At 66.6% G+C, this 26648-nt stretch carries 30 protein-coding genes and 1 other RNA gene; 19 read left to right on the top strand and 12 right to left on the bottom strand.

The genetic code is table 11. The features are described from left to right. Nucleotides 1-6 precede the first annotated feature (6 nt). From ggt to folB, 7 genes are all read left to right on the top strand, one after another. On the top strand, nt 7-1782 hold the full coding sequence (gene ggt / locus HNW77_RS10355) for a gamma-glutamyltransferase (RefSeq protein WP_172157403.1): 1776 nt from the start codon (nt 7-9) through the stop codon (nt 1780-1782). A gap of 61 nt (nt 1783-1843) precedes the next feature. After that, an RNA gene (gene ffs, locus HNW77_RS10350) (signal recognition particle sRNA small type) lies at nt 1844-1938 on the top strand. Nucleotides 1939-2007: 69 nt separating this feature from the next. Beyond that, nucleotides 2008-4005, top strand: coding sequence for a DNA polymerase III subunit gamma/tau (locus HNW77_RS10345; RefSeq protein ID WP_172157401.1), 1998 nt, complete (start codon nt 2008-2010; stop codon nt 4003-4005). A 15-nt stretch (nt 4006-4020) separates the two neighbouring features. Then, on the top strand, nt 4021-4344 hold the full coding sequence (locus tag HNW77_RS10340) for a YbaB/EbfC family nucleoid-associated protein (protein ID WP_078524600.1): 324 nt from the start codon (nt 4021-4023) through the stop codon (nt 4342-4344). Between the two features lie 22 nt (nt 4345-4366). Next, nucleotides 4367-4963: a recombination mediator RecR gene (gene recR, locus HNW77_RS10335; RefSeq protein ID WP_172157399.1), complete on the top strand. Its 597-nt coding sequence runs from the start codon at nt 4367-4369 to the stop codon at nt 4961-4963. Further along, a complete protein-coding gene (locus HNW77_RS10330; protein ID WP_172157397.1) occupies nt 4960-5730 on the top strand; it encodes an SDR family oxidoreductase in 771 nt (256 codons plus the stop codon). Before recR ends, HNW77_RS10330 begins: the two co-directional genes overlap by 4 nt. A 24-nt stretch (nt 5731-5754) precedes the next feature. Further along, nucleotides 5755-6153 (top strand): dihydroneopterin aldolase, encoded by a 399-nt coding sequence (gene folB / locus HNW77_RS10325; protein WP_172157395.1) that lies wholly within the window; start codon nt 5755-5757, stop codon nt 6151-6153. A 41-nt stretch (nt 6154-6194) separates the two neighbouring features. Here the strand turns inward: folB and HNW77_RS10320 are convergent, their stop codons facing one another. Beyond that, nucleotides 6195-6533 (bottom strand): TIGR02300 family protein, encoded by a 339-nt coding sequence (locus tag HNW77_RS10320; protein ID WP_172157393.1) that lies wholly within the window; start codon nt 6531-6533, stop codon nt 6195-6197. 179 nt (nt 6534-6712) lie between these two features. Between HNW77_RS10320 and aroA the strand changes: the two genes are divergently transcribed. The 3 genes from aroA to rpsA all read left to right on the top strand — a co-directional run bounded on the left by aroA (nt 6713) and on the right by rpsA (nt 10675). Continuing rightward, nucleotides 6713-8065, top strand: a complete 1353-nt coding sequence (gene aroA, locus HNW77_RS10315) for a 3-phosphoshikimate 1-carboxyvinyltransferase (RefSeq protein WP_172157391.1) — start codon at nt 6713-6715, stop codon at nt 8063-8065. Continuing rightward, nucleotides 8062-8703 (top strand): (d)CMP kinase, encoded by a 642-nt coding sequence (gene cmk, locus HNW77_RS10310; RefSeq protein ID WP_172157389.1) that lies wholly within the window; start codon nt 8062-8064, stop codon nt 8701-8703. The genes aroA and cmk overlap by 4 nt, the downstream gene beginning before the upstream one ends. Nucleotides 8704-8977: 274 nt before the next feature. Beyond that, nucleotides 8978-10675, top strand: a complete 1698-nt coding sequence (rpsA, locus tag HNW77_RS10305; RefSeq protein ID WP_078524594.1) for a 30S ribosomal protein S1 — start codon at nt 8978-8980, stop codon at nt 10673-10675. Nucleotides 10676-10865: 190 nt separating this feature from the next. Here the strand turns inward: rpsA and HNW77_RS10300 are convergent, their stop codons facing one another. Further along, the gene (locus HNW77_RS10300) at nt 10866-13556 is read right to left on the bottom strand and encodes a M16 family metallopeptidase (RefSeq protein ID WP_172157386.1); all 2691 of its coding nucleotides are present in this window, start codon (nt 13554-13556) and stop codon (nt 10866-10868) included. Between the two features lie 74 nt (nt 13557-13630). Here HNW77_RS10300 and HNW77_RS10295 point away from each other — a divergent pair, with 74 nt between their 5' ends. Both HNW77_RS10295 and HNW77_RS10290 read left to right on the top strand, forming a co-directional pair. Next, complete coding sequence (locus HNW77_RS10295; RefSeq protein WP_172157384.1) at nt 13631-14800, top strand: serine hydrolase domain-containing protein; 1170 nt, start codon at nt 13631-13633, stop codon at nt 14798-14800. 24 nt (nt 14801-14824) lie between these two features. Next, nucleotides 14825-15343 carry a hypothetical protein gene (locus HNW77_RS10290; protein ID WP_061271450.1) on the top strand — a complete coding sequence of 173 codons (519 nt, stop codon included), beginning with the start codon at nt 14825-14827 and terminating at the stop codon, nt 15341-15343. Between the two features lie 113 nt (nt 15344-15456). On the opposite strand, the gene HNW77_RS10285 is transcribed toward HNW77_RS10290, so the two are convergent. From HNW77_RS10285 to HNW77_RS10250, 8 genes are all read right to left on the bottom strand, one after another. After that, entirely contained in the window at nt 15457-15636 is a 180-nt protein-coding gene (locus HNW77_RS10285) for a DUF1674 domain-containing protein (protein WP_172157382.1), read from the bottom strand. 86 nt (nt 15637-15722) lie between these two features. Then, nucleotides 15723-16445: a c-type cytochrome biogenesis protein CcmI gene (ccmI, locus tag HNW77_RS10280; RefSeq protein ID WP_172157380.1), complete on the bottom strand. Its 723-nt coding sequence runs from the start codon at nt 16443-16445 to the stop codon at nt 15723-15725. Nucleotides 16446-16452: 7 nt separating this feature from the next. Further along, a complete protein-coding gene (locus HNW77_RS10275; RefSeq protein WP_172157378.1) occupies nt 16453-16932 on the bottom strand; it encodes a cytochrome c-type biogenesis protein in 480 nt (159 codons plus the stop codon). Next, nucleotides 16929-17501, bottom strand: coding sequence for a DsbE family thiol:disulfide interchange protein (locus HNW77_RS10270; RefSeq protein ID WP_172157376.1), 573 nt, complete (start codon nt 17499-17501; stop codon nt 16929-16931). Before HNW77_RS10270 ends, HNW77_RS10275 begins: the two co-directional genes overlap by 4 nt. Continuing rightward, the gene (locus HNW77_RS10265; protein WP_172157374.1) at nt 17498-19477 is read right to left on the bottom strand and encodes a heme lyase CcmF/NrfE family subunit; all 1980 of its coding nucleotides are present in this window, start codon (nt 19475-19477) and stop codon (nt 17498-17500) included. Before HNW77_RS10265 ends, HNW77_RS10270 begins: the two co-directional genes overlap by 4 nt. Before the next feature lie 19 nt (nt 19478-19496). Further along, nucleotides 19497-20021 carry a cytochrome c maturation protein CcmE gene (gene ccmE, locus HNW77_RS10260; protein WP_110567173.1) on the bottom strand — a complete coding sequence of 175 codons (525 nt, stop codon included), beginning with the start codon at nt 20019-20021 and terminating at the stop codon, nt 19497-19499. Next, a complete protein-coding gene (ccmD, locus tag HNW77_RS10255) occupies nt 20018-20164 on the bottom strand; it encodes a heme exporter protein CcmD (RefSeq protein WP_172157372.1) in 147 nt (48 codons plus the stop codon). The genes ccmE and ccmD overlap by 4 nt, the downstream gene beginning before the upstream one ends. Then, the gene (locus tag HNW77_RS10250; protein WP_172157370.1) at nt 20161-20961 is read right to left on the bottom strand and encodes a heme ABC transporter permease; all 801 of its coding nucleotides are present in this window, start codon (nt 20959-20961) and stop codon (nt 20161-20163) included. The genes ccmD and HNW77_RS10250 overlap by 4 nt, the downstream gene beginning before the upstream one ends. A 177-nt stretch (nt 20962-21138) precedes the next feature. Between HNW77_RS10250 and HNW77_RS10245 the strand changes: the two genes are divergently transcribed. The 3 genes from HNW77_RS10245 (at nt 21139) to HNW77_RS10235 (ending at nt 22881) form a co-directional block, all read left to right on the top strand. Then, the gene (locus tag HNW77_RS10245) at nt 21139-21432 is read left to right on the top strand and encodes a YciI family protein (RefSeq protein ID WP_172157368.1); all 294 of its coding nucleotides are present in this window, start codon (nt 21139-21141) and stop codon (nt 21430-21432) included. A 9-nt stretch (nt 21433-21441) separates the two neighbouring features. Continuing rightward, on the top strand, nt 21442-21855 hold the full coding sequence (locus HNW77_RS10240) for an EVE domain-containing protein (RefSeq protein ID WP_172157366.1): 414 nt from the start codon (nt 21442-21444) through the stop codon (nt 21853-21855). Nucleotides 21856-22035: 180 nt separating this feature from the next. Then, nucleotides 22036-22881, top strand: coding sequence for an EcsC family protein (locus HNW77_RS10235; protein ID WP_172157364.1), 846 nt, complete (start codon nt 22036-22038; stop codon nt 22879-22881). A 106-nt stretch (nt 22882-22987) separates the two neighbouring features. Here HNW77_RS10235 and HNW77_RS10230 read toward each other — a convergent pair whose 3' ends face one another. Both HNW77_RS10230 and HNW77_RS10225 read right to left on the bottom strand, forming a co-directional pair. Then, nucleotides 22988-23188: a hypothetical protein gene (locus HNW77_RS10230; RefSeq protein WP_172157362.1), complete on the bottom strand. Its 201-nt coding sequence runs from the start codon at nt 23186-23188 to the stop codon at nt 22988-22990. A 25-nt stretch (nt 23189-23213) separates the two neighbouring features. Then, entirely contained in the window at nt 23214-24188 is a 975-nt protein-coding gene (locus HNW77_RS10225) for a 2-hydroxyacid dehydrogenase (RefSeq protein ID WP_172157360.1), read from the bottom strand. An 84-nt stretch (nt 24189-24272) separates the two neighbouring features. Between HNW77_RS10225 and aat the strand changes: the two genes are divergently transcribed. The 4 genes from aat to HNW77_RS10205 form a co-directional block, all read left to right on the top strand. Then, nucleotides 24273-24956: a leucyl/phenylalanyl-tRNA--protein transferase gene (aat, locus tag HNW77_RS10220; RefSeq protein WP_172157358.1), complete on the top strand. Its 684-nt coding sequence runs from the start codon at nt 24273-24275 to the stop codon at nt 24954-24956. 98 nt (nt 24957-25054) lie between these two features. After that, on the top strand, nt 25055-25687 hold the full coding sequence (locus HNW77_RS10215; protein ID WP_241694396.1) for a DUF4412 domain-containing protein: 633 nt from the start codon (nt 25055-25057) through the stop codon (nt 25685-25687). A 34-nt stretch (nt 25688-25721) separates the two neighbouring features. Then, nucleotides 25722-26318 carry a DUF4412 domain-containing protein gene (locus tag HNW77_RS10210; protein WP_276592109.1) on the top strand — a complete coding sequence of 199 codons (597 nt, stop codon included), beginning with the start codon at nt 25722-25724 and terminating at the stop codon, nt 26316-26318. Nucleotides 26319-26445: 127 nt separating this feature from the next. Further along, on the top strand, nt 26446-26648 hold a 203-nt coding region (locus tag HNW77_RS10205), incomplete at its 3' end, for a hypothetical protein (RefSeq protein ID WP_172157354.1).

Raw genomic sequence — 26648 nt, 5'->3', positions numbered from 1 at the left:
ATGCCCATGCCTTCTGCCCGTGGCCCGCACGCCCGCGCGCTCCTTCTTTCATGCCTTGTCGCCGCCCTGCCGGTGGCGGGGCAGGCCGCGGTCGTGGACCCGCTGGCATTCGAGAACACGCCGGGCGGCCAGGCCATCGGCATGGCCCCCACGCCGGGGCGCAATGGCATGGTGGTCGTGGCACAGGACCTTGCAGCCCATGTGGGCGCTGACATCCTTGCGCGCGGCGGCAACGCGGTCGATGCCGCCGTGGCGGTGGGCTATGCCATGGCGGTGGTCTACCCCGCGGCGGGCAATATCGGCGGCGGGGGGTTCATGACCCTGCGCCAGCCGGACGGACAGGCGACCTTCATCGATTTCCGCGAGCATGCGCCGGGTGCGGCCACGGCCACCCTGTATCAGGATGCGGCGGGCCATGTCATTGCCGGGGCCTCCACCAAGGGGTGGAAGGCCGTGGCCGTTCCCGGCACCGTGGCGGGGCTGGAAGAAGTGCATGACAGGTGGGGCAAGCTGTCGCGCGCGGATGTGATGGCCCCTGCCATAACGCTGGCGCGTGACGGCTTCATCCTCAAGCCCAGCGATGTCGACCTGCTGCATACGTCCACGGCGGCTTTTGCCAAGGATGCTTACGCCAGCAAGATCTTCCTGCACCCCGATGGCACGCCCCTCATGGCGGGCGAGCGGCTGGTGCAGCCTGACCTGGCCCGCACGCTCGAGCGGATCGCCCGCAAGGGGGCCAGCGGCTTTTATGAAGGGCCGGTGGCGAAAGAGATCGTAAAAAGCAGCCAGAAGGGCGGCGGCATCCTGTCGCGCAAGGATTTTACCAGCTACCACACCCGCATGATGGCGCCGCTGACCTGCGAGTATCGCGGCTACCATATCGACACGGCCCCCCCGCCGAGCGGTGGCGGCGTGGCGCTGTGCGAGATGCTCAACATCCTGTCGGGCTATGACATGCATGCGCTCGGGCTGCACACGGCCGCAGGCGTGCAGCGTGAGGTCGAGGCCATGCGCCACGCCTATGCCGACCGGCAGGACCTGGGCGACCCCGCCTTCGTCAACAACCCGATCGCGCACCTGACGGACCCCGCCTACGCAGCCCAGGTGCGCCAGTACCTGCCGCTCAACCATGCCGTTTCCTCCGCCAGCCTGCGCCCCGGCCAGCCGGAAGGCGAGAAGGAGGAAACCACCCACTACTCCATCGCCGACCAGTCCGGCATGACGGTGGCGGTGACCTATACGCTCAATGGCTGGTTCGGCGCGGGCGTGGTGGCGGGCCGCACCGGCGTGGTCATGAATGACGAGATGGATGATTTCGCCACCCGGCCGGGCGAGCCGAACATGTTCGGCATCGTGGGCAGCCAGGCCAATGCCATAGCCCCCGGCAAGACGCCGCTTTCCTCCATGGCGCCGACCATTGTGTCGCATGATGGCCAGCCCTTTATGGTGCTGGGCAGCCCCGGTGGCTCGCGCATTCCCACCATCATCCTCTCGGTGCTGACCGGCATGGTCGATTACGGGCTTGACGTGCAGCAGGCGGTCGACCTGCCGCGCATCCATGAGCAGTGGCAGCCCGATGTAGTGCAGGTGGAGCATGGCGCGCTCTCGCCCGCAGTCATCCGCACGCTCACCCATGAGGGCTACAGAATTGAGGAACATGCGCCCTGGGGCGTTGCCGAGAGCATTCTCGTCGGTGGCCCGCGCATCGGCAGGGTGGGGCAGGCGCGTTACTATGGCGGGGCCGACCTGCGCCACCAGTCCGGCGCGGCGGTGGGCGAATAAGCGTGATTTTTTTGCCCGCCCCCTTGTGCATGGGGCGGGTGTATGTGTTAGAACCCGCTCGGGAGATCGGTTGTAGACGGATACCTTGCTAACCTGGTCAGGTCCGGAAGGAAGCAGCCGTAGTGAGTTTCGTCCGGGTTATGGCCGGTCTCTCATCTGAAACACGTTTCTGTGCCGCCATCGCGCCGCGTACGTCATGGCCACTTCTCCAGCCCGGATGCATCAATGACCGTTTCGTCGGATCAGGATCGTTCCGAGGAGGCCGGGCTGCCTGCACCGCCCGCAGATGGCCCCGGCCTGTTTGGTGACGCCACCCCGCCATCGGCCCCCCCCGCCGTGGCGGATGCAGCACCCGCCGCACCCTACCGCGTGCTGGCCCGCAAATATCGCCCCACCACATTCGATGACCTGATCGGTCAGGAAACCACCGTCCGCATCCTGCGCAACGCCTTTGCGCTCGGGCGCGTGGCGCATGCCTTCATGCTGACGGGCGTGCGCGGCGTGGGCAAGACCACCACGGCGCGCATCATCGCCCGCGCGCTCAACTGCACCGGGCCTGATGGCAGGGGCGGCCCCACGGCGGACCCGTGCGGCGTATGCCCCAACTGCGTGGCCATCCTCGCCGACCGCCACCCCGATGTGCTGGAGATGGATGCCGCCTCGCGCACCGGCGTGGATGACGTGCGCGAGATCATCGAGGCGACCCGCTTCCGCCCCATGCAGGGGCGCATGAAGGTCTTCATCATCGATGAGGTCCACATGCTCTCGCGCAACGCGTTCAACGCGCTGCTCAAGACGCTGGAGGAACCGCCCGCGCAGGTGACCTTCATCTTCGCCACGACCGAACTGCGCAAGGTGCCGGTCACGGTGCTGTCGCGCTGCCAGACCTTTGCGCTGCGCCGCGTGCCGCAGGTTGAACTCGCCGCCCATTTCGACCGCGTGGCCCGTGCGGAGAATGTCGTCTTCACCCCCGATGCGCTGGCCCTGATCGCGCGCGCGGCCGACGGCTCGGTGCGCGATGGGCTTTCGCTGCTCGATCAGGCCATTGCCCAGGGCACGCTTGATGGCGAGGGCGGCACGGATACCGCCCCCATCGGGCTGGACCTGGTGGCGGGCATGCTGGGCCTGGCCGATCGCGGGCTGGTGTTCGACCTGCTCGATGCCGTGCTGGAAGGCCGCCCCGAGCGCGCGCTGGCCATTACCGGCGATGTGTATGAGCGCGGTGGCGATCTGGGCGTGATGCTGGGCGATGTGCTGGAGCTTGTGCACACGGTCTCGCGCCTCAAGGCCATTCCCGCCCTGCGTGACAACCCCGAGATGCCCGAGGCCGAGCGCAGGCGCGGCTCTGCGCTGGCCGAGCGCGTGCCGGTGCCGGTGCTGGGCCGCACATGGCAGATGCTGCTCAAGGGCGTGGCTGAAGTCGAGCAGGCGCCAGACCGCAGGCAGGCCGCCGAGATGGTGCTGATCCGCCTGTGCTACGTGGCCGACCTGCCGCCACCGGGTGATGTGGTGCGCCGTGTGCTGGGGCAGGATGCCGCGGCAGCGCCCGTGCAGGCTTCGGCTTCTCCTGCCGCCCCTACGACGGGTGGCGGGGCGCAGGCAGGCGCATCCGCCAGTGTCACGGCAGGGCCTGATGGTGGGGGCGCCATCCGCATGGTGGCCAATGGCGGCGTGCGGGTCGATGCCGCGCCGCAGCACGCGCCCGATATTGGCCGGGTGGAGGAAACGCCGCTTGCGCCCGCGCCCCGCACATGGCGCGAGACCGTAGCCCTTGTATCGGGGCGTGACGCCATGCTGCACGGCCACCTGTTCCATGCGGTCCATCTTGTTTCATTCGCGCCGCCGCTGATCACGATCCGGGTGGAGCGCAACAGCCTGCCCGGCCTGGCCCGGCGGCTGGAAACCTTCCTGCGCGAGATGACGGGCGATGACAGCTGGCAGGTCCGCCAGTCCGAGGCGGAAGGCGAGGCCACGATTGCCGAGCAGGGGGCCGAGATCATCCAGTTGCACCGCGCGCAGGCCGAGGCCCACCCGCTGGTGCAGGCGGTGCTGGCGGTCTTTCCCACCGCCCGGCTGGGTGCGGTGACCGACCACGCGCTTGATGAGTACGGCCTGCCGCCCGAAGAACTGGCGCTGGAAAGTCTGGCGCCAGACCTCGAATTCGCCCCTCTTGATGCCGAACTGGTAGAAGAGGATGATCTGGATGCAGATGATTTTGCCTGAGGAGAGACACGGAACATGAAAAATCTTGCCGGCCTGATGAAACAGGCCACCCAGATGCAGGCCCGCATGGAAGAAATGCAGGCCAAGCTTGAAGACATGGTCATTGAAGGCAGCGCGGGCGCTGGCATGGTCACGCTGACCATGAACGGCAAGGGCGATATGAAGTCGATCACCATCGACCCCAAGCTGGCCGACCCTGCCGAGATGGAAATGATGCAGGACCTGATCCTTGCCGCCAGCGCCGATGCCCGCAAGAAGCTCGACGCCACCGCCAGTGAGGAAATGAAGAAGGTCACGGGTGGCCTGAACCTGCCGGGCGGGATGAAATTCCCGTTCTGAGCCAGGGCGCGGGAGGGCATGCATGAGCGGGCGGGGTGAGATCGACCGGCTGGTGACCCTGCTGGGCCGCCTGCCGGGGCTTGGGCCGCGCTCGGCCCGCCGGGCGGCGCTGGCCCTGCTGCGCCAGCCCCATGCCCGCATGTTGCCGCTTGCGCAGGCCATGGAGCAGGCGGCGCGCGCCGTGCGCACCTGCTCGACCTGCGGCAATCTTGATACGACCGACCCCTGCGCCATCTGCACGGACCCCACCCGCGATGCGGGGCTGGTGTGCGTGGTGGAGAATGTGGGCGACCTGTGGGCGCTCGAGCGCGCGGGCGTGCACCGTGGCGTGTATCAGGTGCTGGGCGGCACGCTGTCCGCCCTGTCCGGTATCGGGCCGGATGACCTGAATGTACAGCCCTTGCTCGACCGCATTGCCGGGGGCAGCGTGCGCGAAGTGATCCTGGCGCTGGGCACCACGGTGGAAGGGGCCACCACCATGCACTGGCTGCATGAGCGGCTGGCCCGGTTTGACGTAAAAATCAGCCGCGTGGGGCAGGGCGTGCCGGTGGGGGGCGCGCTTGACGTGCTTGATGACGGCACGCTGGCCGCCGCCATCATGGCGCGCAGGCCCGCATGAGCCCGCTCTGGCCCGTGCCTGCCGCCATGCCGCGCGCAGCCCTTGTCACCGGCGGGGCGGCCCGCCTTGGCCGCGCCATTGCGCTGGAACTGGCGCGCGCGGGTTTCGATATCGCACTGCATTACAATACCGCCGCGCAGGCGGCGGAACAGACCGCTGCTGAAATCCGCGCGACAGGCCGCACGGCCGTGCTGCTGCCCGCCGATCTTGCGCGTGAGGCTGAGGTCATACCGCTCATGGCCGCGGCGACAGGCGCGCTCGGCCCGGTGGGCGTGCTGGTCAATAATGCCAGCGTGTTCATGCGCGATGAATGGAATGACGCCACAAGGGCGGGGTGGGATTCCCATATGGAGCCCAACACCCGCGCGCCCTTCGTGCTGATGCAGGAATTCGCCCGCCTGCTGCCCGGCACGGCGCAGGGCATGGTGCTGAACATGCTTGATGAGCGCGTGTGGTCGCTCACGCCCCATTTTGTCAGCTATACCGTGTCCAAGGCAGCGTTATGGACCCTGACCCAGACCATGGCGCTGGCCCTGGCGCCACGGCAGATCCGCGTCAACGCCATCGGTCCCGGCCCCGTGCTGCCCACGCCACGGCAGACGGCCGCGCAGTTCGCCCGGCAATGCGCCTCCGTGCCGCTGGGACAGGTGGCCACGCCTGACGAGATTGCGCGCGCGGCCCTGTCGCTGATCTGCCTGCCATCGGTCACCGGGCAGATGCTTGCCCTTGATGGCGGCCAGCACATGCAGTGGTCTCCCGCGCGCTGACGCCCCCGACTGACAGGAACCATCATGTCCGTATTCCCGCCGTGGAACGAGCCTGAGCCCCTGCGCTGCCTGTTCGTGCGCAATATGGTGCTTGATGCCCATATCGGCGTGTTCGAGCACGAGCAGGGCGTGACCCAGCGCATTCGCGTCAATGTGATGTTTGGCGTGCCTGACAGCGCCTCGCTCGCGGTGGGGGCGGATGACCTGGCCCGCACGGTATCCTATGAACGCGTGGTGCTGCTGGTGCGCGAACTGGTGGGCGCCGGCCATGTGGCCCTGGTGGAGACGCTGGCCGAACGAATCGCGGCAGGCGTGCTGGCGGAAAAGCGCGTGCGCATTACGCGCGTCAGAATCGAAAAGCTCGATATCTTCGATGATGCCGAATCGGTTGGCGTCGAGATCGAGCGCCGCAACCCCGCCTGATGCCAAAACGGCCCGGAGCATGAACTCCGGGCCGGTCAGGCTCAGTTGTCGTGGTCGTCCTTGTCGGTCTTGACGTCGATGTCGGCGCTGCTGATGTCGTCGTCATCATCGTCATCAAGGCCCGCGTCGTCAGGCAGCACGGCGTCTGCATCTTCATCCGCATCGGCGTCGAGATCGACATCCACGTCGTTATCAATCGCGGCATCGCCGGTCTTGGGCTTGGATTCGGGGGCAGCTTCCACCGGGCGGCGCACGCGGGGCAGTTCCACGGGCTGTTCAGCACCGCATTTGGGGCAGACGGCCGGATTCTTGTTCAGATCGTAGAAACGGGCGCTGCAGGAGACACAGACACGTTTGGTGCCGAGGTTGGACTGAGCCATCTTGAACCTGTCGATCCTGTTTTTAGTGATGAATGGAGCCACCGTATCCGGAAGTGGCAAAAGGCGCAGCCCCATGCCAGTTTGCGCGGCTGATGTCAAACATTGCCCCGCACGCCGGCACCCTGATCATGCCGATCTGTGATTGACTTTGTCACCCGGAATACGGAATGGGATGCGTTATGAAAACCGATCATGCCCCATCTTCCGTTCGCGCGCTGACGGTTCATGCCCCGCGCGCGCCCCTGTCCGGTTCGGTCCATGTGCCGGGTGACAAGTCGATCAGCCACCGTTCGCTGATGTTTGCAGCGCTTGCGCGCGGCACGACCCACATCACCGGCCTGCTGGAAGGCGAGGACGTGATGCGCACCGCCGATGCCATGCGCGCCCTTGGCGCGGACATCACCCGCGAGGGGGCAGGGCAGTGGCGCGTGCAGGGCTGCGGGCTCGACGGGCTGCGTGAACCCGCCGATGTGCTGGACATGGGCAATTCCGGCACGGCGGCGCGGCTGCTGTCGGGCATTCTGGCCAGCCACGGCTTCACCTCGGTCATGACGGGCGATGCCAGCCTGCGCGGCCGCCCGATGAAGCGCGTGACCGACCCGCTGGCCGCCACCGGGGCCACCTTCCTCTCGCGCCAGGGCGGGCGGCTGCCGCTGGCCATTGCGGGCAATGCCAACCCGCCGCCGCTGGCCTACCGGCTGCCGGTGGCGTCCGCCCAGGTCAAGTCCGCCGTGCTGCTGGCCGGGCTGAACGCGGTGGGCGAGACCCGGGTGGAAGAACCCGTGGCCACCCGCGACCATACCGAAAACATGCTGCGCCACTTCGGCGCGCAGGTGCGGGTCGAACCCATGGGCGCGGGCGGGCGTGTGATCACGCTTCAGGGCCGCCCCGACCTTGTGGCGCGTGACATCGTGGTGCCGGGCGATCCGTCATCGGCGGCCTTCGTGCTGGTCGCGGCCCTGCTGGTGCCGGGCTCGACGGTAACCGTGCGGGGCGTGGGGCTGAACCCGCTGCGCACGGGGCTGTTCACCTCGCTGCGCGAGATGGGGGCGGAGCTTGCCATCAGCAACGAGCGCGTGGAAGGCGGCGAGCCGGTGGGCGACCTGACCGCCACTGCGGGCGCGCTGCATGGCGTGGACGTGCCCGCCACCCGCGCGCCGTCGATGATCGATGAATATCCGGTGCTGGCCGTGGCCGCCGCCCATGCCACGGGCCAGTCGCGCTTTCGCGGGCTGGAGGAACTGCGCGTGAAGGAAAGCGACCGCCTTGCCGCCACCGTGGCGCTGCTTGAGGCCAATGGCATCAGGGTGGACGTGGTGGGCGATGACATGATCGTGCATGGCACGGGTGGCGCCATTCCCGGTGGCGGGCTGGTCGCGACCCGCATGGATCACCGCCTGGCCATGAGCGCGATCGTGATGGGCCTTGCGGCCCGCAAGCCGGTCAGCGTGGATGATACCGCCTTCATCGATACGAGCTTCCCCGGTTTCGTGGCGCTGATGAACAGCATCGGCGCGGGGCTTGCGGCATGACGCAGCGCCTGGTCATAGCGGTTGACGGCCCGGCTGCCGCGGGCAAGGGCACGCTGGCGCGCAGCCTGGCCGAGGCGCTGGGTCTGCCCTACCTCGATACCGGCCTGCTCTACCGCGCCACCGGGCGGCGCATGATCGATGCGGGGCATGACCCCGCCACCGCCCCGGCGGAGGAATTTGCCGCCACCGTGGGCATGGAAGACCTGCGTCGCACCGACCTGCGCGTGCCCGAGGTGGACCGCGCCGCAAGCCTCGTGGCCGCCCAGCCCGCCGTGCGGCGTGTACTCGTTGACGTGCAGCGCCGCTTTGCCGGCACCCATGGCGCGGTGCTTGACGGGCGTGATATCGGCACGGTCATCTTCCCCGATGCGCAGGTGAAGCTCTACATCACGGCCTCGGCCCGCACGCGGGCCGAGCGGCGGTGGGAGCAGATGGCGAGTGACCCCGACGCACCCGACCGCGCGGCCCGGATCGCGCAGGTGGAGCGTGAGATCGCCGCGCGCGACGCCGCCGATTCCGCCCGCGCCACCGCGCCCCTGCGCCCGGCGGATGACGCCGTGCATATCGAGACCGACCACCTCGATGCGGCAGCCGTGCTGGCCGAGGCCCTGCGGATCGTGGCGCTGAAGACGCGTTAGCGCGCTTTTGTGCGCGAACCAGTCGCCCCCGGCACGGTTTTTATTGACATACGCCGCCCATAGGGTGTCTGTGCTCAACGGTATATGCCCCGCGCGCCTGCGTTGGGGCATGGTCTTTCACATCTGGCCCGCAGCGTGCCGCGACCGTGTCGTGGCCAGAGCGCCGGGCAAGTCGTTCCCATAGGTACCGCGCAGGCGGGCAGGCGGGGGCGCAGGATTGTCCACATCCGCCGCTGCGCGGTCGTGATGTGGTTACAGGATTTACGAGTAACTCATGGCTTCAGCCACAACACAGCCCGTCGAGAACTTTGCCGATCTCCTCGAGGAAACCCTCGGCCGCGATTCCGCGTTTGACGGTTCCGTCGTCACCGGTCGCGTCGTTCGCCTGACGGATGAATACGCCATCGTCGATGTCGGCCTGAAAAGCGAAGGGCGCGTCTCCCTCAAGGAATTCGGCCCGCCGGGCGTTACCCCCGATGTCAAGCCGGGTGATGTCATCGAACTGTTCGTCGAGCGGTACGAAGATCGTGACGGGTCCATTGTCCTGTCCCGCGAGAAGGCCCGCCGCGAGGAAGCCTGGTCGAACCTTGAAAAGGCGTTCGAAGGCAACCAGCGCGTCAACGGCACCATCTATGGCCGCGTCAAGGGTGGCTTCACCGTCGACCTCGGCGGCGCGATGGCGTTCCTGCCCGGCAGCCAGGTGGACATCCGCCCCGTGCGCGACGTGACCCCGCTGATGGGCGTGCCCCAGCCGTTCCAGATCCTGAAGATGGACCGCGCCCGCGGCAACATCGTCGTGTCGCGCCGCGCCGTGCTCGAAGAGACCCGTGCGGAACAGCGCAGCGAGCTGATCCAGGGCCTGAAGGAAGGCATGATCCTCGATGGCGTGGTCAAGAACATCACCGATTACGGTGCGTTCGTTGACCTGGGCGGCGTCGATGGCCTGCTGCATGTGACCGACATCGCATGGAAGCGCATCAACCACCCGTCCGAAGCGCTGCAGATCGGCCAGCCGGTCCGCGTGCAGGTCATCCGCTTCAACCCCGACACGCAGCGCATCTCGCTGGGCATGAAGCAGCTTGAGGCCGACCCGTGGGAGAACGTGGCGATCAAGTACCCGCCGGGTGCCCGCTACACCGGTCGCGTCACGAACATCACCGACTACGGTGCGTTCGTCGAACTCGAGCCGGGCGTCGAAGGCCTGGTGCACGTGTCCGAGATGTCCTGGACGAAGAAGAACGTCCATCCGGGCAAGATCGTCGCCACTTCGCAGGAAGTCGATGTGATGGTTCTGGATGTGGACAGCGCGAAGCGCCGCATCTCGCTGGGCCTGAAGCAGGTGCAGCGCAACCCGTGGGAGCAGTTCGCCGAGGAACACAAGGTTGGTTCCGTGGTGGAAGGCGAGATCCGCAACATCACCGAGTTCGGCCTGTTCATCGGCCTTTCCGCCGACATCGATGGCATGGTTCACATGTCCGACCTGTCGTGGGACGAGCCGGGCGAAGTCGCCATGAGCCACTACGAGAAGGGCCAGGTCGTCAAGGCCAAGGTTCTGGACGTGGACGTGGAGAAGGAGCGCATCTCGCTTGGCATCAAGCAGCTGCATGAAGACCCCGCAGCCGACACGCTGAGCAAGGTGCAGAAGGGTGCGGTCGTGACCTGCATCGTGACTGCGGTGCAGGCGAACGGCATCGAGGTGAAGGTTGACGACGTTCTGACCGGCTTCATCCGCCGTGCGGAACTGGCCCGTGACAAGGCCGACCAGCGCCCCGAGCGCTTCGCCGTTGGCGAGCGCGTTGACGCGAAGGTCGTGTCGGTTGACCGCGCGGCCCGCAAGCTGGCCCTGACCATTCGCGGCCGTGAGGTCGAGGAAGACAAGCAGGCGATCTCCGACTACGGTTCGTCCGATAGCGGTGCGTCGCTGGGTGATATTCTGGGTGCCGCGATCCGTCGCCGCAACGCCGAGAGCTGATCCCTGCCACAGGTTCCGGCCCGCGCAGGCGTGGGCTGGAGCCGGGCACAAAAAAGGGCGGTGCAGAAATGCACCGCCCTTTTTTTATGCTGGATGAGGAATGGAAGTTTTCGGGTGCCGCCTTTTTTCAAAAAGGCGGCGTTCTTCGAAGCTTTTTGAAAAAGGCTTCACCAAAAACGTTTATCTGCTTTCATCGTGTTGCGGGTGGGCCCTTGATGATTTCGGCAAGGTCATCGGGGCGAATCCATTTGCGGAAGGCATCGCGGATCGCGTCCGCGCTCATGGTATAATAGGCCTGGGCTGCGATATCGTTCTGGTTGAGCGGCAGGCCAAGATCGCTGAAATGCAGGTAACCCGCCGCAATGGTGTCGAGGCTGGCCGATTGCAGCGCAAGGCCACGCAGCATGCCCGCGCGCGCCATGGCCAGTTCATCCGCACTGACAGGCTGGGTCTGCATGGCGATGATATCCTGTATCGCAGCAGCGCGCGCGGCGTCCACCTTCTGCGGGTCGGCCCCGAACGAGATGCTGTAGGCGGCGCGCTGGCGCTTCCATGTCAGGTGGCTGCGCACGGTATAGACATAGCCGGTACGCACCCGCAGGTCGCGATACAGGCGGGATGAAAAGCCCGAGCCAAGGATTTCATTGCCCAGGTTGAGCGCGAAGTGCTCCGGATTGGTCGCCGTCAGCCCAAGGCTCTCGGGTAGGGAAACCGTAGCCTGCGTGCTGGACGGGTCGGGCACGCGGGTCACGCTGGCTTTGCTGTCGGGGCGGGGCGGCAGGTCGACCGCAGGGGTGGGGCCGGTGGCCTGCCACGCGCCAAAGCTGCGGGCGATGGCCTTGTAGGCGGCATCGGGCGTGATGTCGCCGGTTATGACGATGGTGGTCAGGTCAGGCCGGTAGGCGGCGGCATAAAAGCTGCTGCAGTCCGCCACGCTCAGCTTCATGATACCCGCCGGGTTGGCCTGCCGCAGCGAAGGATCGCCCTTGGGCGAGACGGCGGCCTGCATCGCCCGGCCAAACAGGTAGTCAGGCGAATGCAGCAGCCCGGACAGCGAGGCCGCCGCATTGGCCTGCACCACCTTGAAGGCGGCTGCGGGCAGGGCCGGGTGCAGTTCATTTTCCGCCAGCAGGTCAAGCCCGCGCTCGAAATCGGGTGTCAGCACGCTCAGGCTGAAATCGGACCCGGCACTTTCGGTTGCGGCGATATCGTCCAGGGCCTTTTGCAGCCCGATCCGGTCATGCGTGGTGCTGCCGTAGCGGAACATCTCATCGGTTATGTCGGCAATGCCTTCCTTGCCCTTTGGTTCCTGCATGTCCTCATTCTGGCGGATGGTGCCATACAGGCTGACCGTGTGGCTGACATGGGCCGGGCGCACGATCAGCCGTAGCCCGTTGGGCAGGGTAAAGGCGGCAGGCTGGGCGGAGGGCGTGGGGGCATTTACGCCCATCAGGCTGTCATTGGCCCATTGCGGCAGGCTGACGGGGTGATCGGGCGTGGAAGCAAAGGATTCCGAGCCGCCAAAGCCCTTGCCCTCAACCGGGTGGCCGCCATCACGCGGGGTGAGGATGGCGGTGATGGCCTGCTGCGGGTCGAGCACCTGCCGGGCCAGGCGGTTGACATCCTCAGGTGTCACGGCGGCAAAGGCTGTGGCTTCATCATCGGGCGATTGCAGGCCCATGATGGCCTGTGCCTCCGACCAGCTTTCCGCAAGGCCGGCAATGCTGTTGGCGGCAAAACCGAGCTGGGCCAGTTCCTTGCGTTTCGCGGCTTCGACCAGATCGGCGGGCACGCCGTTTTCACGCAGCGCCTTCAATATATCCTGCATGCGGGCCTGAAGGGGGGCGGCCTCCCCGCCTTTGGGGAAGGCGGCAATGGCAATGCCGATGCCCGCATCCGCCTTGGTCACGAAATCGAAGCTCGACAGCAGCGCGCGGCCCTGCGGTACGAGTTCGTACAGTGCCCCGCGCTGGCTGCACAGCACATCGGCCAGAATGCGGGCGGCGGCATAGTCATGGCTGTTCTGGCCGGGCATGCGGCTGGCAATGGCAACCAGCCCCACCGGGTAATCGGTGGGGAAATGCAGCGTCTGGGCATGGACCGGGCCGGGATGGACCTGCGGGCGCGCAGGCAGCGCCCGGGCGGGAATGGCGCCAAAGGCCGCGCGCACCTGCGCCATGGCGCGGGTGGGGTCGACATCACCGGCAATGACCAGAATGGCGTTGTTGGGCGCGTACCAGTCGCGGTAGAAGCGGCGCAGCAGGGCGGTATCGGTCTTGTCAAAGGAGGGCCTGCTGCCCAGCGCGTCATGCGCGTAGGGCGTGTTTGCGAACAGGATGGATTGCAGCCGGGCCAGGTACACGTAGCCGGGGCTGGACAGGTCGCGTGAGACTTCCTGCTCGATCGCGCCGCGCTCATGCGCCCAGTCCTCGGCGGCCAGCGTCAGGGCCTTCATGCGCAGGGCTTCGATATGCAGCAGCACGTCCAGATTATCCGCCGGGGCGGTGTAGAAGAACTGGGTCACGTTTTCTGTCGTGTCGGCATTGTAGTTGCCGCCCAGCCGCGCCCCGATGGCGGCCAACTGGTCACGGTCCAGCCCCTCGCTGCCGCGGAACATCATGTGCTCGAGCGCATGCGCCGTGCCGGGAAAGCCCGCCGGTGCCGCAGCCGAACCGGCCAGGTAGTTGATCTCGGTGCTGACAACCGGGGCCAGCCGGTCGGGCACGATCACGACCCGCAGCCCGTTGGGCAGGGTGGCCTGCACCGGCATGTCGGGCTGGGGGGCGGCCCCTGCGGCATATGCCGGGGGCAGCGTGGCAAGGGCGCTACCGCATAACAGGAGGGAGAGGCATAATGTCTTGGAAAACAGGCGTGCTATCATGCCACAAGGTTACGCCGCTTTGCGGGCGGGGGCCAGTTCGCGTGTTGCGCTGCCAGCCATGAAGGAACACGATCATGTCCATAACCCAGCCGGAGACGGCCCGCATGGCCGGGCGGGTGCGCGCAGTCATGGAAGGCGCCGTGGCCGCAGGCCGACTGGTCGGCGCGGTGGTGCTGGTTGCCGTTGATGGCGACGTGGTGGTGCGCGAGGCCGTGGGCCTGGCCGAGCGCGAATCCGCGCGCCCGATGCAGGTGACGACGCCCTTCCGCCTTGCCTCGCTGACCAAGCCGGTCATTACCGCCGTGGCGCTGGCCCTGGCGGAGGCAGGATTGCTTGACCTCCATGCGCCGATTACGCGCTACCTGCCCGATTTCCGTCCCGCCCTGCCCGATGGCGCGCCGTGCCAGATCACGTCGCACCAGTTGCTCACCCATACCAGCGGGCTGACATATGGCTTCTCCTTTCCGCAGGATAACAATCCCTATACCCGCGCAGGCGTGTCGGATGGCATTGCCGAGCCGGGGCTTTCACTGGCCGAGAATCTGGCGCGGCTGGGCACAACGCGCCTCATCTTCGCGCCGGGGCAGGGATGGGCCTATTCGCTGGGTCTGGACGTGATGGGCGGCGTGATCGAATCCGTGGCCGGGTGCACGCTGCCCGAGGCATTGCGCCAGCATGTGGGCGGCCCGCTGGGCTGGAAGCACACGGGCTTTACCCCGCCAGCCCCCGGCATGCTGGCCACCTGCTACGCCGATGGCAGGCCCGCCCCCATCCGCATGGGCGCGCAATACGTGCTGCCCCGGCTGCTGCCCGGTGGCGGGGTGGGGGCCATCCGTTTTGCGCCCGACCGGATATATAATCCGGCCTCTTATCCCTCGGGCGGGGCGGGCATGGTGGGGAATGCGCCGGAATTCCTGGCGTTTCTGGAGGCGGTGCGGCTGGGCGGCGAGGGGCTGCTTTCGCCTGCATCGGCCATGCTGTTCGGGCGCAACGGCATTGGCGATGTCGATATGGGGCCGCTCATGCGCGGGCGCCGCTTTGGTTATGGTGGCGCGGTGATTACGGATTCCACCGCCGCGCGCACGCCGCTGAGTGCCGGGAGTTTTACATGGGGGGGTGTGTACGGGCATCAATGGGTGGTGGACCGGGCGCGGGGCATGAGCATTGTCATGCTCAGCAACACCGCGCTGGCAGGCATGGCGGGCAGCTACCCCGATGCGGTCGTGGCCGCCGCCTGCGCGTGATGAAAGAGAAGGCTGGGAACTGTCATGTCATTTGGTGAACGCGTCAATCAGTTCGACGCCTGGCTGCTGGACCGGATTTTCCAGCCGGTTGCCGATGCGCTGCCCGAGCGCCTGACGGCGATGGATGTGGGCATGAGCTTTCAGGTCGGCTCGATCGTGCTCTCGGCTGCCTCCATTTCCGCCCTGCTGGTGCTTGATGGCATGACGATCAACAACCTCATCACCAATGTGCTGGGCTGGTTTTTCGAGGTGATCTTCTACATCGGCATCCACCGCATGCGGGCCATGGTGCGGCCGGGCTACCAGAACCCCTTTCGCATCATGCTCGCGGGCATGCGGCCCATTTCCATTCCGTTTGCCGCCTATGCGCTGTATCAGGCCGTGACGGCGGATGCGGTGTATGAACTCGCGCTGTGGTTCAATTCGCTCTCGCAGCTTGTCTTCGTGGCCGGGATCTACCTGATCTCGTGCAACGTGCCGCCGCCGGGCCACCGCGCGCGGCAGACATCCTTCGGGCGTGGCCCGCTGCCCAACGAACTCTGAGCAAAAGTTTTTGGTGAAGCTTTTTTCAAAAAGCTTCAAAAGGACGCCGCCTTTTTGAAAAAAGGCGGCACCTAAAAACTTCTGTTATTTTAAAAATTCCCGAAACACAGGGATCAGAAATCCACGCAGCGGCCCTTGACCGTCCAGTCGCCATAGCGGGTGGGTTCCGGCCCCTTGGGGCCACCCACTTCATCAGCCTCGGCAGGCTGTTTCAGCAATGCGGCTTCCTTGGCCGCTTCATCCTGCGCATGATCGGCTGCAGGGGCGGGTGTGGGGGATTTATCCTTGCTCATGCCCACCAGTTTCCGCCCGGCATGGGGGGCTTGCAAGCGTAAAAAACCGCGTCAGGCCACAGTAGCGCGTTCTTGATGTTCCGGGCTTACTGATGTTCCGACTGGGCAATGCGCTGCTGCACGGTCATGCGCCATGGGGCATCCGCGGGGGCGGCATCAAGCGCGCGGCGGTACAGGTCGGCGGTCTCGGGCGAGATATGGCCGCCATCGGCCATCATCTGCGCTTCAGCCGCGCGGGCCGCGACCTCGGGGTCGAAGCGCTGCTCGATGGCGCTGCGCCACGCCTGCGCGGCGGCAGCGTAATGGTCGCGCCCGGCCTCGGCCTGGCCAAGCAGCACATATCCCTGGAACAGGCTCGGGTCCCCCGGCGGGATCAGCTTGAGCTGGTCGCGCAGGCGGTCGATCAGCGCATCATTGCGGTGGTCTTCCTTCTGCAGCGCCACAAGGCGGGGGGCCAGCGGCTGGGCGGGCAGGCCGGGGTGGCCCACGGTCATGTACAGCGCAATGGCCGCCACCGGCAGGCCCACGAGGGCTGCCGCAATCGCTCCGGTCGAGGCACCCTTGCGGGCAATGAAGGCAGGCAGCATGTCGGCGCCAAGCACGCGGCGCTGGATTTCCAGCCGCGCGCTGTCATGCTCGGTAGGCGCGATCATGCCCTCGGCCAGGTCACGCTCGAGTTCGTCCAACTGCGCCTGATGCAGCACCAGCGCGCTTTCACGCTCGTCACGCAGCAGCGTGGTGCGGCGGAACGACAGGAGTGCGGGCACAAGCGCGATCACGCCAAGCAGGCAGATACCAATCCAGATCATATCAATCTCAGCGTGTTTCAGTCAGGTCGGACAGGCGGCGGCGCTCTTCATCCGAAAGGGGCGGCGGCGCGGGCGCGCGTGGGCGGCGGAAGGTCCACCACGCAATGCCGATGCCAATACACAGTGCGAGCAGCGGCATGACCCATAGCAGCAGCGTGCCGATGGTGAAGGGCGGTTTGAGCCGGATGAAATTGCCGTAGCGGTTGACCATCCAGTCCATGATCTGCTGGTTGCTCTCGCCCTTGGCCACATGCTCGCGCACCACATGGCGCAGGTCGCGGGCCAGGTCGGCGCTGCTGTCCTCGATCGATTCGTTCTGGCACACGAGGCAGCGCAACTGCGCGCCAATGGCCTCGGCGCGCTGCTCCTGCGCCGGGTCGGGCAGCATTTCCGACGGGTCATCCACCGCCAGGGCCACCAGCGGTGCAAAGAACAGGCAGGCCAGCAGGGCAATCAGGCCACCACGGCGCAGGGGATGTGTCTTCATGGCTTGAGGCTGTCCGCCAGGGGCATGATGGTGTTGGTGATCATGGCCTCGGTAATGGGGGAGGCGGTGTGCCAGCGGATGACCCCGCCCGGCCCGACCAGGAAGGTTTCCGGCACGCCGGACACGCCCCAGTCAATCGCGGCCAGCCCGTCATGGTCGGCGGCGATGCGGGCATAGGGGTTGCCCGCGCGCTGCACGAAGCCCAGCGCGTGCTCGGGCTTGTCCTTGTAGGCAATGCCCCAGATCGGCAGTTTGTCCTTCAGCGCATTGAGCACCGGCATCTCGGCCACGCACGGAATGCACCACGAGGCAAAATAGTTCACCAGCACCGGCGCCTTCAGCCCCCGCAGGTCAGCAGCCGAGAAGCCGGTGCCCGGCGCCTGGTCGGGCAGCGCGAAGTCGGGCACGGGGCGGTTGAGGGCCGGGGCATGGATGTCATGCGGGTCGAACGAGCCTTTCGTCATGCCCGAGAGCATGCGCCAGAAGCCCACGCCAACCCCGCCCGCCACAACCAGCGGGGCGGCCATGAGCAGGCGGCGGCGCGTGGGGGAAGAAGGCTGGTCGCTCATGGCACCACCACCACGTCAACAGTATTGGCCCGGCGTGGCGCGCCCACGCGCACGCGGCGGTCAGAGAGCGAAAGTGCCCCGCCAAGGGCCATGATCAGCCCGCCCAGCCACATCCACGGCGCCAGCGGGTTGTAGTGCAGGCGCAGCACATAGGTCGGGTTGGCGTCATCGCCATGCTTGTCGCCCAGCACGCCATAGATGTCGGCCATGAGGTTGGTATGGATCGCCACCTCCGTCGTGGTCTGGTGCTGGCTGGCAAACGTGCGCTTGGAGGGGTGCAGCGTGGTCACCAGCCTGCCATTGTGGCGCACCTCGATCGTGGCGACGAGCGCCGTGTAGTTCGGCCCCTCGGCAGGCTTCACGTCGGTCAGGGTCCAGCTATCGCCTGCCAGCATCTCGCTCTGGCCCACATGTACTTCCACAATGCGGTGTGCCGCCTGCGACATGCCGGCAATGCCCAGCACCACAATGCCCACGCCCGCATGCGCCAGGGCCGCGCCAAACACCGCGCGCGGCAGGCTGCGCGCGCGCTGCCAGCTCTGGCCCAGGGGCTGGCGGAACAGGCGCAGGCGCTCGGCAATGTCAGCCACACTCGAGCAGATCACCCACACGGCGGTAGCCGTGGCCAGCACCGGCAGGATCTCGCGCATCTGGAAGGTGGCTGCGACAAGCGCCACGCCGGTCACGCAGGCCGCCCACCACAGGCGGCGCAGCACCGGCCACATCTGTGCGCGCTTCCACGGCATCATGGGGCCGAAGCCCATGAACACCATGAGCGGAATGGCCAGCGGAATGGTGGTGGCATCAAAGAACGGCTTGCCGACCGAGATGGTCTTGCCAAACAGCAGCGACATGAAGGGCGGGTACATCGTGCCCGTCAGCACCACGGCGCAGATCGAGCACAGCAGGATGTTGTTGAGCACCAGCAGCCCCTCGCGCGAGACGGGGGCGAACAGCCCGCCCGTGGTCAGTTGCGGGGCGCGGATGGCGAACAGCAGCAGCGAGCCGCCAATGACGAGGGCCAGCAGCCCCAGGATGAACACGCCACGCGCGGGGTCATTGGCAAAGGCATGCACCGAGTTGAGAATGCCCGAACGCACGAGGAACGTGCCCGAAAGCGAGAACGAGAACGTGCCGATGGCCAGCAGCACGGTCCAGATCTTCAGCGCCTCGCGCTTTTCCACCACGATGGCCGAATGCACCAGCGCCGTGCCCGTCAGCCACGGAATGAGGGAGGCGTTCTCCACCGGGTCCCAGAACCAGTAGCCGCCCCAGCCCAGCACGTAATACGACCACCACGACCCCATGGCGATGCCGCAGGTCAGGAAGCACCACGCCGCCACGGCCCACGGGCGCACCCAGCGGCCCCATGCGGCATCGACCCGGCCCTCGATGAGGGCTGCGATGGCGAAGGCAAACGGCACGGCAAAGCCGACATAGCCGGTGTAGAGAATGGGCGGGTGGAAGGCGAGGCCGGGGTCCTGCAGCAGGGGGTTCATGCCCTGCCCGTCCATGGGAGCGGGCCACACGCGGGCAAACGGGTTGGATGTGGTCAGGCAGAACAGCTCGAACCCTGCCGCAACACCGCCCAGCACCGCAATCACGCGCGCCTGGAGCGCGGAGGGCAGGTTGCGGCCAAACAGCGCCACGGCGCCACCGCAGATGGACAGGATCATCGCCCACAGCAGCACCGAGCCCTCATGGTTGCCCCACACGCCGGTGATCTTGTACAGCAGCGGCTTGCTGACCGCGCTGTTGGCCGCCACGTTCTGCACCGAAAAGTCATTGGTGATGGCAGCATGGATCAGGCAGGCGAATGAGGTGATGAGCGCGATCATCTGCCCCACGGCCAGCGCCGGGGCCAGCGCCATCAGGCGCGCATCGCGGCGGCTGGCGCCAATCAGGGGCAGGATCGCCTGTCCGGCGGCCATGCAGCATGCCAGCGCCAGCGCAAAATTTCCAAGTTCCGGGTTCATGGTCGGATGTCAGTTTCCGTTAAGGCGTCTGGGTGGCCGGTTTTTTCGCGTTGTCTGCGGCGGTCATGGTGTTCCAGCTTGCAGCGTCGGGGGCCTTGCCAAAGCGCGGGTCCCACTTGCCGCTGCGGCGCAGTTCCTCGGCCACTTCCTTGGGCATGTAGGTCTCGTCATGCTTGGCCAGCACCTCGCTGGCGCGGAACGTGCCATCGGGGTTGACCGTGCCCACCGCCACCACGCTCTGCCCCTCGCGGAACAGGTCGGGCAGGATGCCCTCGTAGCGCACGGTCACGGCGGCCTGGCCGTCGGTTACGTCAAAGATGGCGACCGGGGCGTCCTTCACCTTCTCCTGGTGCACGCTGCCTGCCACGACCATGCCGCCAAGGCGGATGGTGCGGTCAGCCGGTGGCGGCTTGCTGTGCACCTGCGAGGGCGCCATGAAGAACACGATATTGGATGAAAAGGCATTGAGCGTAAGGGCGGCTGCCGAGCCCAGCCCGATCATGCACGCCACCACCAGCCACAGGCGTCTGCTCTTGCGGGTCATGAGGGCTGGCGTGTCCGGGGCTGTTCAATGGCGGCAAGCCGCCTGCGGGCCTGGCGCAGGCGCAGCGTGGCATTGATGGACAGGATGGCGGCAACGCCAAGGGTCAGGCCATAGGCGGCCACGATATAGGGCAGGTGGGTCATGAGGTGGCGCGCTCTGGCTGGGGGGCTGTGGCTGACTGGCGGCCCCGGTTGGCGGCAAGGATGGTGCGCACGCGGCTTTCCATGACGGAGGCGCGCAGGCGGGCGAGCACGATGGCGGCGAAACCGAGCGTAAAGCCCAGCGTGGTCAGGCCGAGCGGCCACAGCATGGAGGTGGACATGGTGGGCGCGCCGGTCACCGTAATGCTGTCGGGCTGGTGGAGGGTGTTCCACCACTGCACGCTGAACTTGATGATGGGCAGGTCAACCGCGCCCGCAAGGCCAAGGATGGCGGCGGCGCGGTAGCCGCGCTGCGGCTCGTCAAACGCGCGGATCAGCGCGATATGACCCAGATACAGGAAGAACAGCACCAGCACCGAGGTCAGCCGCGCATCCCACACCCACCACGTGCCCCACATCGGCTTGCCCCACAGCGAGCCGGTGGCCAGGCACACGGCGGTGATGGCAGCGCCTACCGGCCCGATTTCCACCGCCGCAAGGTCGGCCAGCGGGTGGCGCCACACCAGCGAGAGCAGCGAGCACACCGCAAGGCCCATATAACCGGATGATGCCAGCCATGCGGTAGGCACATGCACGTACATGATGCGCACGCTGTCGCCCTGCTGCCAGTCAGCGGGGGAGAAGAACAGCCCCCACACGATTCCGGCAACCGACAGCACAAGGGCGGGCCATGTCAGCCACGGCTGCAGCTTCGCCCCCATGCGCAGGAAACGGCCAGGGTTGGCATAACGGTGAAAAAGGTTACCGGTTCGCGCGGTAAGGCTCTGCGTTGCGTTCAAGGTTGATCCATCCGTGCCGGGGGCACCTGTCCCTGCAATGAAAACGGTCAAGAAATTCCGGCCTTCCCCCACGGGTGGGTAGGGGCTGACGTTTTGTTGCTCTACACTATCGCGTTAAAAAAGACACGGCCAGTCCTGTCCCAATCATGGGGCGGTTGGCCCACAGGAGGATAAAACATGCTGTTTGCCATCATCTGCACCGACAGGCCCGCCCACCTTGAAACCCGCAAGGCGACCCGTGAGCGCCACCTTGCCTACCTTGAGCAGCACAGGCAGCACCTGGTGCAGGGCGGCCCCCTGCTGGACGCGGAAAACCGCCCCTGCGGCAGCCTGCTGGTAGTCGACATGGCCGACCGCGCGGCGGCGGAAGGATTCGCGGCGGAAGACCCCTATGCCAAGGTGGACCTGTTCGAGAGCGTGGTGATCCGTCCGTTCCGTTCAGTTTTTCGTGATGGGCTGCGGGTGGAGTAGAAAACGGTCATGGCCTACTGGCTGATCAAGTCCGAGCCGGATGCGTTTTCGTGGGAAGAGCAGGTGGCAAACGGCACGGAACCGTGGACCGGCGTGCGCAACCACCAGGCGAAGAAGAACCTTGCCGCCATGCGTGTGGGCGACCGGGCCTTCTTCTATCACTCCAACGTGGGCCGCGAGATCGTGGGCGTGGTTGAAGTCGTGCGCGAGGCCTATCCCGACCCCACGGCGGAAGATGGCCGGTGGGTGTGCGTGGACGTGCGCGCCACAGGCCCCATGCCGCGCCCCGTGACGCTGGCCGCAATCAAGGCCGATCCGGCGCTGGCCGACCTGGCGCTGGTGCGGCAGTCGCGCCTGTCCGTCGTGCCGGTATCGGCGGCGCACTGGGCGCATCTGTGCCGCATGGGGGGCTGGAACAGCTAGGCCGTGCCCGCGTTTCATGGCTGCGGGCATGCTCATGCCCGTTGCAAGAATGCCATCATGGTGCTGAAACGGTGGCAATTGCCGCAATGGGCGTCGCGGCTGGCCATGTGGGGCTGCGCTGCCATGGCGTGGCCCGCAGGCTGGCGCGCGGTACGATAGATTCAGGCGAAGGGCATTGTAATGAGTGCAGGTTCCGCAAACGAACTGGCACCGCTGACGCTGGACAGCGCGTGTATCACTGAACTCCAGCAGGCGCTGGAACGTGTCGAGACCGGGCGGGGCGTGCTGGTGCGCCTGGCCGACCTCATGGGCGGCGCCGTGGGGCAGGCGGCCATGCTGGGCATGCGTACGCTGGGGCTGGCGCCTACGCTGCAGGCCAAGTTGCAGGCCACGGCGGAGGCGGCCATCCGCCGCGCGTTCGACCTTGCGGTGGTGGGCATGGACCGCCCGCATGATGTCTCGGCCGAGGCCAGCACCAGTGGCACGTGGCGCGACCCCGCGCTCAAGGCGGCGGTGACCGTGTCGGGTGCGGTGGGCGGTTTTACCGGCCTGCCGGGGCTGCTGGCCGATGTGAGCTTCACCACCATGGCCATCATGCGCGAGATCGCCCGCATCGCGCGCGAGAATGGCGAGGACCTCTCCACCGAAGCCTCGCGCGCGGCCTGTCTTGAAGTCTTTGCGCTGCGGGCCTTCCCGTTTGGTGCCAGGAAAGGCCCGGCAGAGGAAAGCGAGCTTGGCTATTTCTCCGCCCGCGCCATGCTGCGTGGCCGCCCGGTGGTGATGCTGGTCAGCGAGGTCGCGACCCATTACGGGCTGGGCCTGTCACGCAAATTTGCGTTGCAGATGATGCCGGTGGCGGGCGCGTTGTGCGGGGCCTCGCTCAATGCGGCGTTCCTGTCGCATTACCGCGCGGTGGCGCAGGCGCATTTCACCATCCGCAGGCTCGAGCGCGAATACGGACCCGAAGTGCGCCGCACCGCAGCCGACCTCAAGGCGCATGCCGCAAGCCAGGCGCGCGAGGCCTGAGGGAAACGTTTCGGGGGGCCGCCTTTTTCCGAAAAGGCGGTGTCCTCCTGAAGCTTTTTGAAAAAAGCTTCACCAAAAACTTCTGTTTTCCAGGAGCCGGGCCGTTTCAGGCCGTCTCTGGCCCTGCGCCTCCTTCTTTCGTCACGGCGGGGCGGAAGGCGTTGCGCAGTTCGATGCATGTCGCCACCAGCAGGAAGCCCAGATAGAACTTCAGCAGCGTGCCCAGTATGCCCCCGTAGCGGGGGGCAAGCAGGTCCAGCCCGATGGCGAGCAGCGTGAAGATGACGAAAATACCGGCAATGCCCATGTGTGCGTCTCCGTAAGGGGGCGGGTCAGTTCTTGACCGGGGTCAGTGCTGCGCGTCCGTTCAGCACGGCTTCCACGTTATCAAGGGCGAGCATGCCCATGTCGCTGCGCGTCTCGGTGGTGGCGCTGCCCATATGCGGGGTCAGGAATACGTTGGGCAGTTCGAGAAAGCGCGGATCGGGATTGGGTTCGTTGCGGTACACATCCAGCCCGGCTGCGGCAAGCTGCCCGCTTTTCAGCGCCGCGATCAGCGCATCCTCATCAACCAGCGCGCCACGGGCGGCGTTGATGAAGATGGCGCCCCTGGGCAGGCGGCCCAGCAGGTCGGCATTGATCATGCCATCGGTCTCGGGGGAGGCAGGCAGGTGCAGGCTCAGGATGTCGCAATGGGGCAGCATGTCGGCCACGGTGCTGAAATAGGTCGCCCCTTCCTCCTGCCCGGCGGGCAGGCGGCGGCGGTTGGAATACATCACCTGCATGTCAAACCCGCGCGCGCGCTTTGCCACGCCGCGGCCGATGCGCCCCATGCCCACGATGCCCAGCCGCTTGCCGCTGATGCGCGTGCCCAGCATCTCGTCCATGGCCAGCCCGCGCCCCCAGCCCTGGCGCATCAGCGTGGTGTATTCGCCCGCCCTGCGCGCTGCGGCAAGCATGAGCAGCATGGCCATGTCGGCATTGCAGTCGGTCAGCACATCGGGCGTGTTGGTCACGATGATGCCGCGCGCGTGCAGTGCCGCGATGTCGAGGTGATCGGTGCCGACGCTCACGGTGGCCACGATCTTCACGCAGTCGGGCAACTGGGCCACGTCGTCATGGCGCAGATGCAGGCCGGTGGAAAACAGGATCGCCTGTGGCTGGAAAGCCCGGGCGGCATCGAGCAGTTCGCGCGTTGTGAGTTTGTGCTCCGGCACGCCAGATATGTTAAAACTCTGTTCAATACGCTGCATTACGGGAAGGGTCTGGCGCTGGGTCATCAGAAGGCGCGGACGGGTGTCGGACATGGGGGATGGTTTCTCCTGCCAGATGGGTGCATGCGGGGGGGCGATCATGCCCATGATTGCGTGCGAAAGGGTTATCCTAAGAACATGACGGGTCAAGAGACGGTTCCCATCACGCCGGACCTTATGCTGCGTGCCTACAGGGCGGGGCTGTTCCCCATGGCGCCCGATGCCCGTTCCGATGATCTGGAATGGTTCTACCCCGAAATGCGGGGCATCCTGCCGCTTGATGGCGGTTTCCATGCGCCGCGCAGGCTCATGCGCACGGCGCTGTCGCAGCGTTTTGCGGTTACGACCGATCATGACTTTCCCGCCGTGATGGATGGCTGCGCGGAGCCTGCGCCGGGGCGTGAGAATACATGGATCAACCCGCGTATCCGCACCCTGTTCTGCCAACTCCATGACATGGGCCATGCCCACAGCGTTGAGGTGCGCCATGAAGGCCGGCTTGTGGGCGGGCTGTATGGCGTGGTGATCGGGCAGGCGTTTTTTGGCGAGAGCATGTTCAGCCGCATGCGCGATGCCTCGAAGGTGGCGCTGGTGCATCTGGTCGCCCGGCTGCGCCTGGGCGGCTTCACGCTGCTCGATACGCAGTTCGGCACGGCGCATCTGGCCGGGTTCGGCGGGGTCGAGATTCCGGCTGATGACTACATGCGCCAGTTGGCCCGCGCGGTGGCGGGGCAGGCCGCATGGGTGGGCAACGATGCAGGCGCGCGGCTGCATGCTGGCCTGCTGGCCCTGCGTGGCGGGGTGGAGGGGGTGGGCGGTTGACAGGGCCACGCATGCGGGCTTCCGTCTGCGCAGATGAAAGGGGATATGTGATGAAGCATGCAACGGCCCGCCTGGCGCGGCGCTGGATGAACAGGCGCATGCGGCTGCCGGGCCGGGTGGCGCTGGTGGCGGTGGCGCTGTCTGCCACGGGCCTGTGCGCCGCGCGGGCGCAGGACGGCGCGGCCGTGCATCCGCCGCTTACCCCCACCCGTGACGTGCAGGTGGACTATAACGTGCAGCCCGATGGCGTGCCCGAGCCCAAGGCGGTGCGCACGTGGTTCGCCTATAATGGCGGGCTGATGCGAATCGACAGCCCGCAGGGCATGGGCGAGACGATTCTCAACCGCATGAGCCGCCAGGTCACCATCATCATCAACCCGCAGAAGGTGTACAGCCAGCTTGATGCCCGCTACGGCATCCGCAACCCCTTCCTGCTCGACCTGTCCATGACGTTTGCCCGCAAGGGCACGTCGAGCGTGGCGGGCGTGGCCTGCACGCAGTGGGATGTCACGACCGACCAGGGCAACGCCACCGCCTGCGTGACCGACGATGGCGTGGTGCTGCAGGAGATCGGGGTGGATGGCGACGGGCTGAAAGGCCGGCTCGAGGCGACGAAAGTGGTCTATGGCCCCATACCCGACAGCATGTTCCAGCCGCCCGAGGGCTACCGCAAGGTCGAGCCGCCACCGCCGCCCGGCACGCCCGCGGCCAGGGACAACAAGGGTGGCTGACCGGCCTGCCCGTTTTTTTCAAGGATTGCATGACGTGACACGGATTACCCCAGCCCTGGGCCGGGCTGCCCTGCTGGCCTGCCTGCTCGTTGCGGGCGCTGCCAGCGCGCGGGCAGCCGATGAGCCTTCATCCCCCTATGTCACCCCACAGGCCGATGTGGACGTGACCTACACCATCTACCCCCCGCACGACACGAGCCAGACCATGAGCCAGCGCATGCGGTGGTCGGCCAGCCGCATGATGCAGCGCGTCGATCCCGCCAATGCCACCACCTACATGATTACCGACTACCACGCGGGCACGCTGACGGTGGTGAACGCCGACCAGAAGATCAAGACCGTCATTCCCGCCCCCGGCGCCGCCAATGTGCAGATGGGCCAGCGCGCGCAGGGCACGTGGCTGCGCACGGGCGTATCAAAGGTGGCGGGGCTGCCCTGTGCCCTGTGGCAGACGCAGGATACCGACCAGCGCGCCAGCGAGATCTGCTACACCGATGACGGCGTGATGCTTGAGGTCATCCGCGATGGCAAGGTCATGGTCGAGGCCACATCGGTCAACCACGCCCCGCAGGATGCAAGCGTGTTCGAGATCCCGTCGGGGCTGAAGGAACTGCGCGCGGCCCATCCGTAACATTCCGGTCCGCTTTATGGCATGAAAAGGGCGGAGCCTGCCCGTAAATCGCCATGTCCATCCGGTCTGAATGCTTCTGGCGGGGCTGCATGCCCTGCCAGAACAGGACAGGATCAGGATACAGGTCATGAAGAACATGGGGCGTATTGCAGCGGGGCTGACCCTTCTGGCCGCGATGGCCGTCGCGGCGCCGCAGGCCCAGGCCCACGGGCGTGGCGGCGCGGGCGATGCGTTTGTAGGCGGGCTGGTGGGGGGCCTGGTGGGCGGTGTCGTGGGCGGCGCCATGGTCGATGCCTTCGGCCCGCCACCCCCGCCGCCGGTCTATTACCG

The sequence above is a fragment of the Komagataeibacter melomenusus genome, assembly GCF_013155395.1.
GTDB classification, from domain to species: Bacteria; Pseudomonadota; Alphaproteobacteria; order Acetobacterales; family Acetobacteraceae; genus Komagataeibacter; species Komagataeibacter melomenusus.
Note: the sequence above shows the minus strand (reverse complement) of the source record. Positions and strands in the feature narration are given on the sequence as shown.

What these genes read in the sequence shown, in the direction of transcription:
- HNW77_RS10320 (WP_172157393.1), bottom strand. Translation starts at nt 6,533, where the DNA reads ATGGCTCAGTCCAACCTCGGCACCAAACGTGTCTGTGTCTCCTGCAGC.
- HNW77_RS10340 (WP_078524600.1), top strand. Translation starts at nt 4,021, where the DNA reads ATGAAAAATCTTGCCGGCCTGATGAAACAGGCCACCCAGATGCAGGCC.
- HNW77_RS10270 (WP_172157376.1), bottom strand. Translation starts at nt 17,501, where the DNA reads ATGAGCGACCAGCCTTCTTCCCCCACGCGCCGCCGCCTGCTCATGGCC.
- HNW77_RS10275 (WP_172157378.1), bottom strand. Translation starts at nt 16,932, where the DNA reads ATGAAGACACATCCCCTGCGCCGTGGTGGCCTGATTGCCCTGCTGGCC.
- rpsA (WP_078524594.1), top strand. Translation starts at nt 8,978, where the DNA reads ATGGCTTCAGCCACAACACAGCCCGTCGAGAACTTTGCCGATCTCCTC.
- HNW77_RS10345 (WP_172157401.1), top strand. Translation starts at nt 2,008, where the DNA reads ATGACCGTTTCGTCGGATCAGGATCGTTCCGAGGAGGCCGGGCTGCCT.
- HNW77_RS10235 (WP_172157364.1), top strand. Translation starts at nt 22,036, where the DNA reads ATGAGTGCAGGTTCCGCAAACGAACTGGCACCGCTGACGCTGGACAGC.
- ccmD (WP_172157372.1), bottom strand. Translation starts at nt 20,164, where the DNA reads ATGACCCACCTGCCCTATATCGTGGCCGCCTATGGCCTGACCCTTGGC.
- HNW77_RS10245 (WP_172157368.1), top strand. Translation starts at nt 21,139, where the DNA reads ATGCTGTTTGCCATCATCTGCACCGACAGGCCCGCCCACCTTGAAACC.
- recR (WP_172157399.1), top strand. Translation starts at nt 4,367, where the DNA reads ATGAGCGGGCGGGGTGAGATCGACCGGCTGGTGACCCTGCTGGGCCGC.
- HNW77_RS10300 (WP_172157386.1), bottom strand. Translation starts at nt 13,556, where the DNA reads ATGATAGCACGCCTGTTTTCCAAGACATTATGCCTCTCCCTCCTGTTA.
- HNW77_RS10215 (WP_241694396.1), top strand. Translation starts at nt 25,055, where the DNA reads ATGCGGCTGCCGGGCCGGGTGGCGCTGGTGGCGGTGGCGCTGTCTGCC.
- HNW77_RS10230 (WP_172157362.1), bottom strand. Translation starts at nt 23,188, where the DNA reads ATGGGCATTGCCGGTATTTTCGTCATCTTCACGCTGCTCGCCATCGGG.
- ggt (WP_172157403.1), top strand. Translation starts at nt 7, where the DNA reads ATGCCTTCTGCCCGTGGCCCGCACGCCCGCGCGCTCCTTCTTTCATGC.
- HNW77_RS10265 (WP_172157374.1), bottom strand. Translation starts at nt 19,477, where the DNA reads ATGAACCCGGAACTTGGAAATTTTGCGCTGGCGCTGGCATGCTGCATG.
- folB (WP_172157395.1), top strand. Translation starts at nt 5,755, where the DNA reads ATGTCCGTATTCCCGCCGTGGAACGAGCCTGAGCCCCTGCGCTGCCTG.
- HNW77_RS10285 (WP_172157382.1), bottom strand. Translation starts at nt 15,636, where the DNA reads ATGAGCAAGGATAAATCCCCCACACCCGCCCCTGCAGCCGATCATGCG.
- HNW77_RS10290 (WP_061271450.1), top strand. Translation starts at nt 14,825, where the DNA reads ATGTCATTTGGTGAACGCGTCAATCAGTTCGACGCCTGGCTGCTGGAC.
- HNW77_RS10225 (WP_172157360.1), bottom strand. Translation starts at nt 24,188, where the DNA reads ATGTCCGACACCCGTCCGCGCCTTCTGATGACCCAGCGCCAGACCCTT.
- HNW77_RS10330 (WP_172157397.1), top strand. Translation starts at nt 4,960, where the DNA reads ATGAGCCCGCTCTGGCCCGTGCCTGCCGCCATGCCGCGCGCAGCCCTT.
- aroA (WP_172157391.1), top strand. Translation starts at nt 6,713, where the DNA reads ATGAAAACCGATCATGCCCCATCTTCCGTTCGCGCGCTGACGGTTCAT.
- ccmI (WP_172157380.1), bottom strand. Translation starts at nt 16,445, where the DNA reads ATGATCTGGATTGGTATCTGCCTGCTTGGCGTGATCGCGCTTGTGCCC.
- ccmE (WP_110567173.1), bottom strand. Translation starts at nt 20,021, where the DNA reads ATGACCCGCAAGAGCAGACGCCTGTGGCTGGTGGTGGCGTGCATGATC.
- HNW77_RS10240 (WP_172157366.1), top strand. Translation starts at nt 21,442, where the DNA reads ATGGCCTACTGGCTGATCAAGTCCGAGCCGGATGCGTTTTCGTGGGAA.
- cmk (WP_172157389.1), top strand. Translation starts at nt 8,062, where the DNA reads ATGACGCAGCGCCTGGTCATAGCGGTTGACGGCCCGGCTGCCGCGGGC.
- HNW77_RS10295 (WP_172157384.1), top strand. Translation starts at nt 13,631, where the DNA reads ATGTCCATAACCCAGCCGGAGACGGCCCGCATGGCCGGGCGGGTGCGC.
- aat (WP_172157358.1), top strand. Translation starts at nt 24,273, where the DNA reads ATGACGGGTCAAGAGACGGTTCCCATCACGCCGGACCTTATGCTGCGT.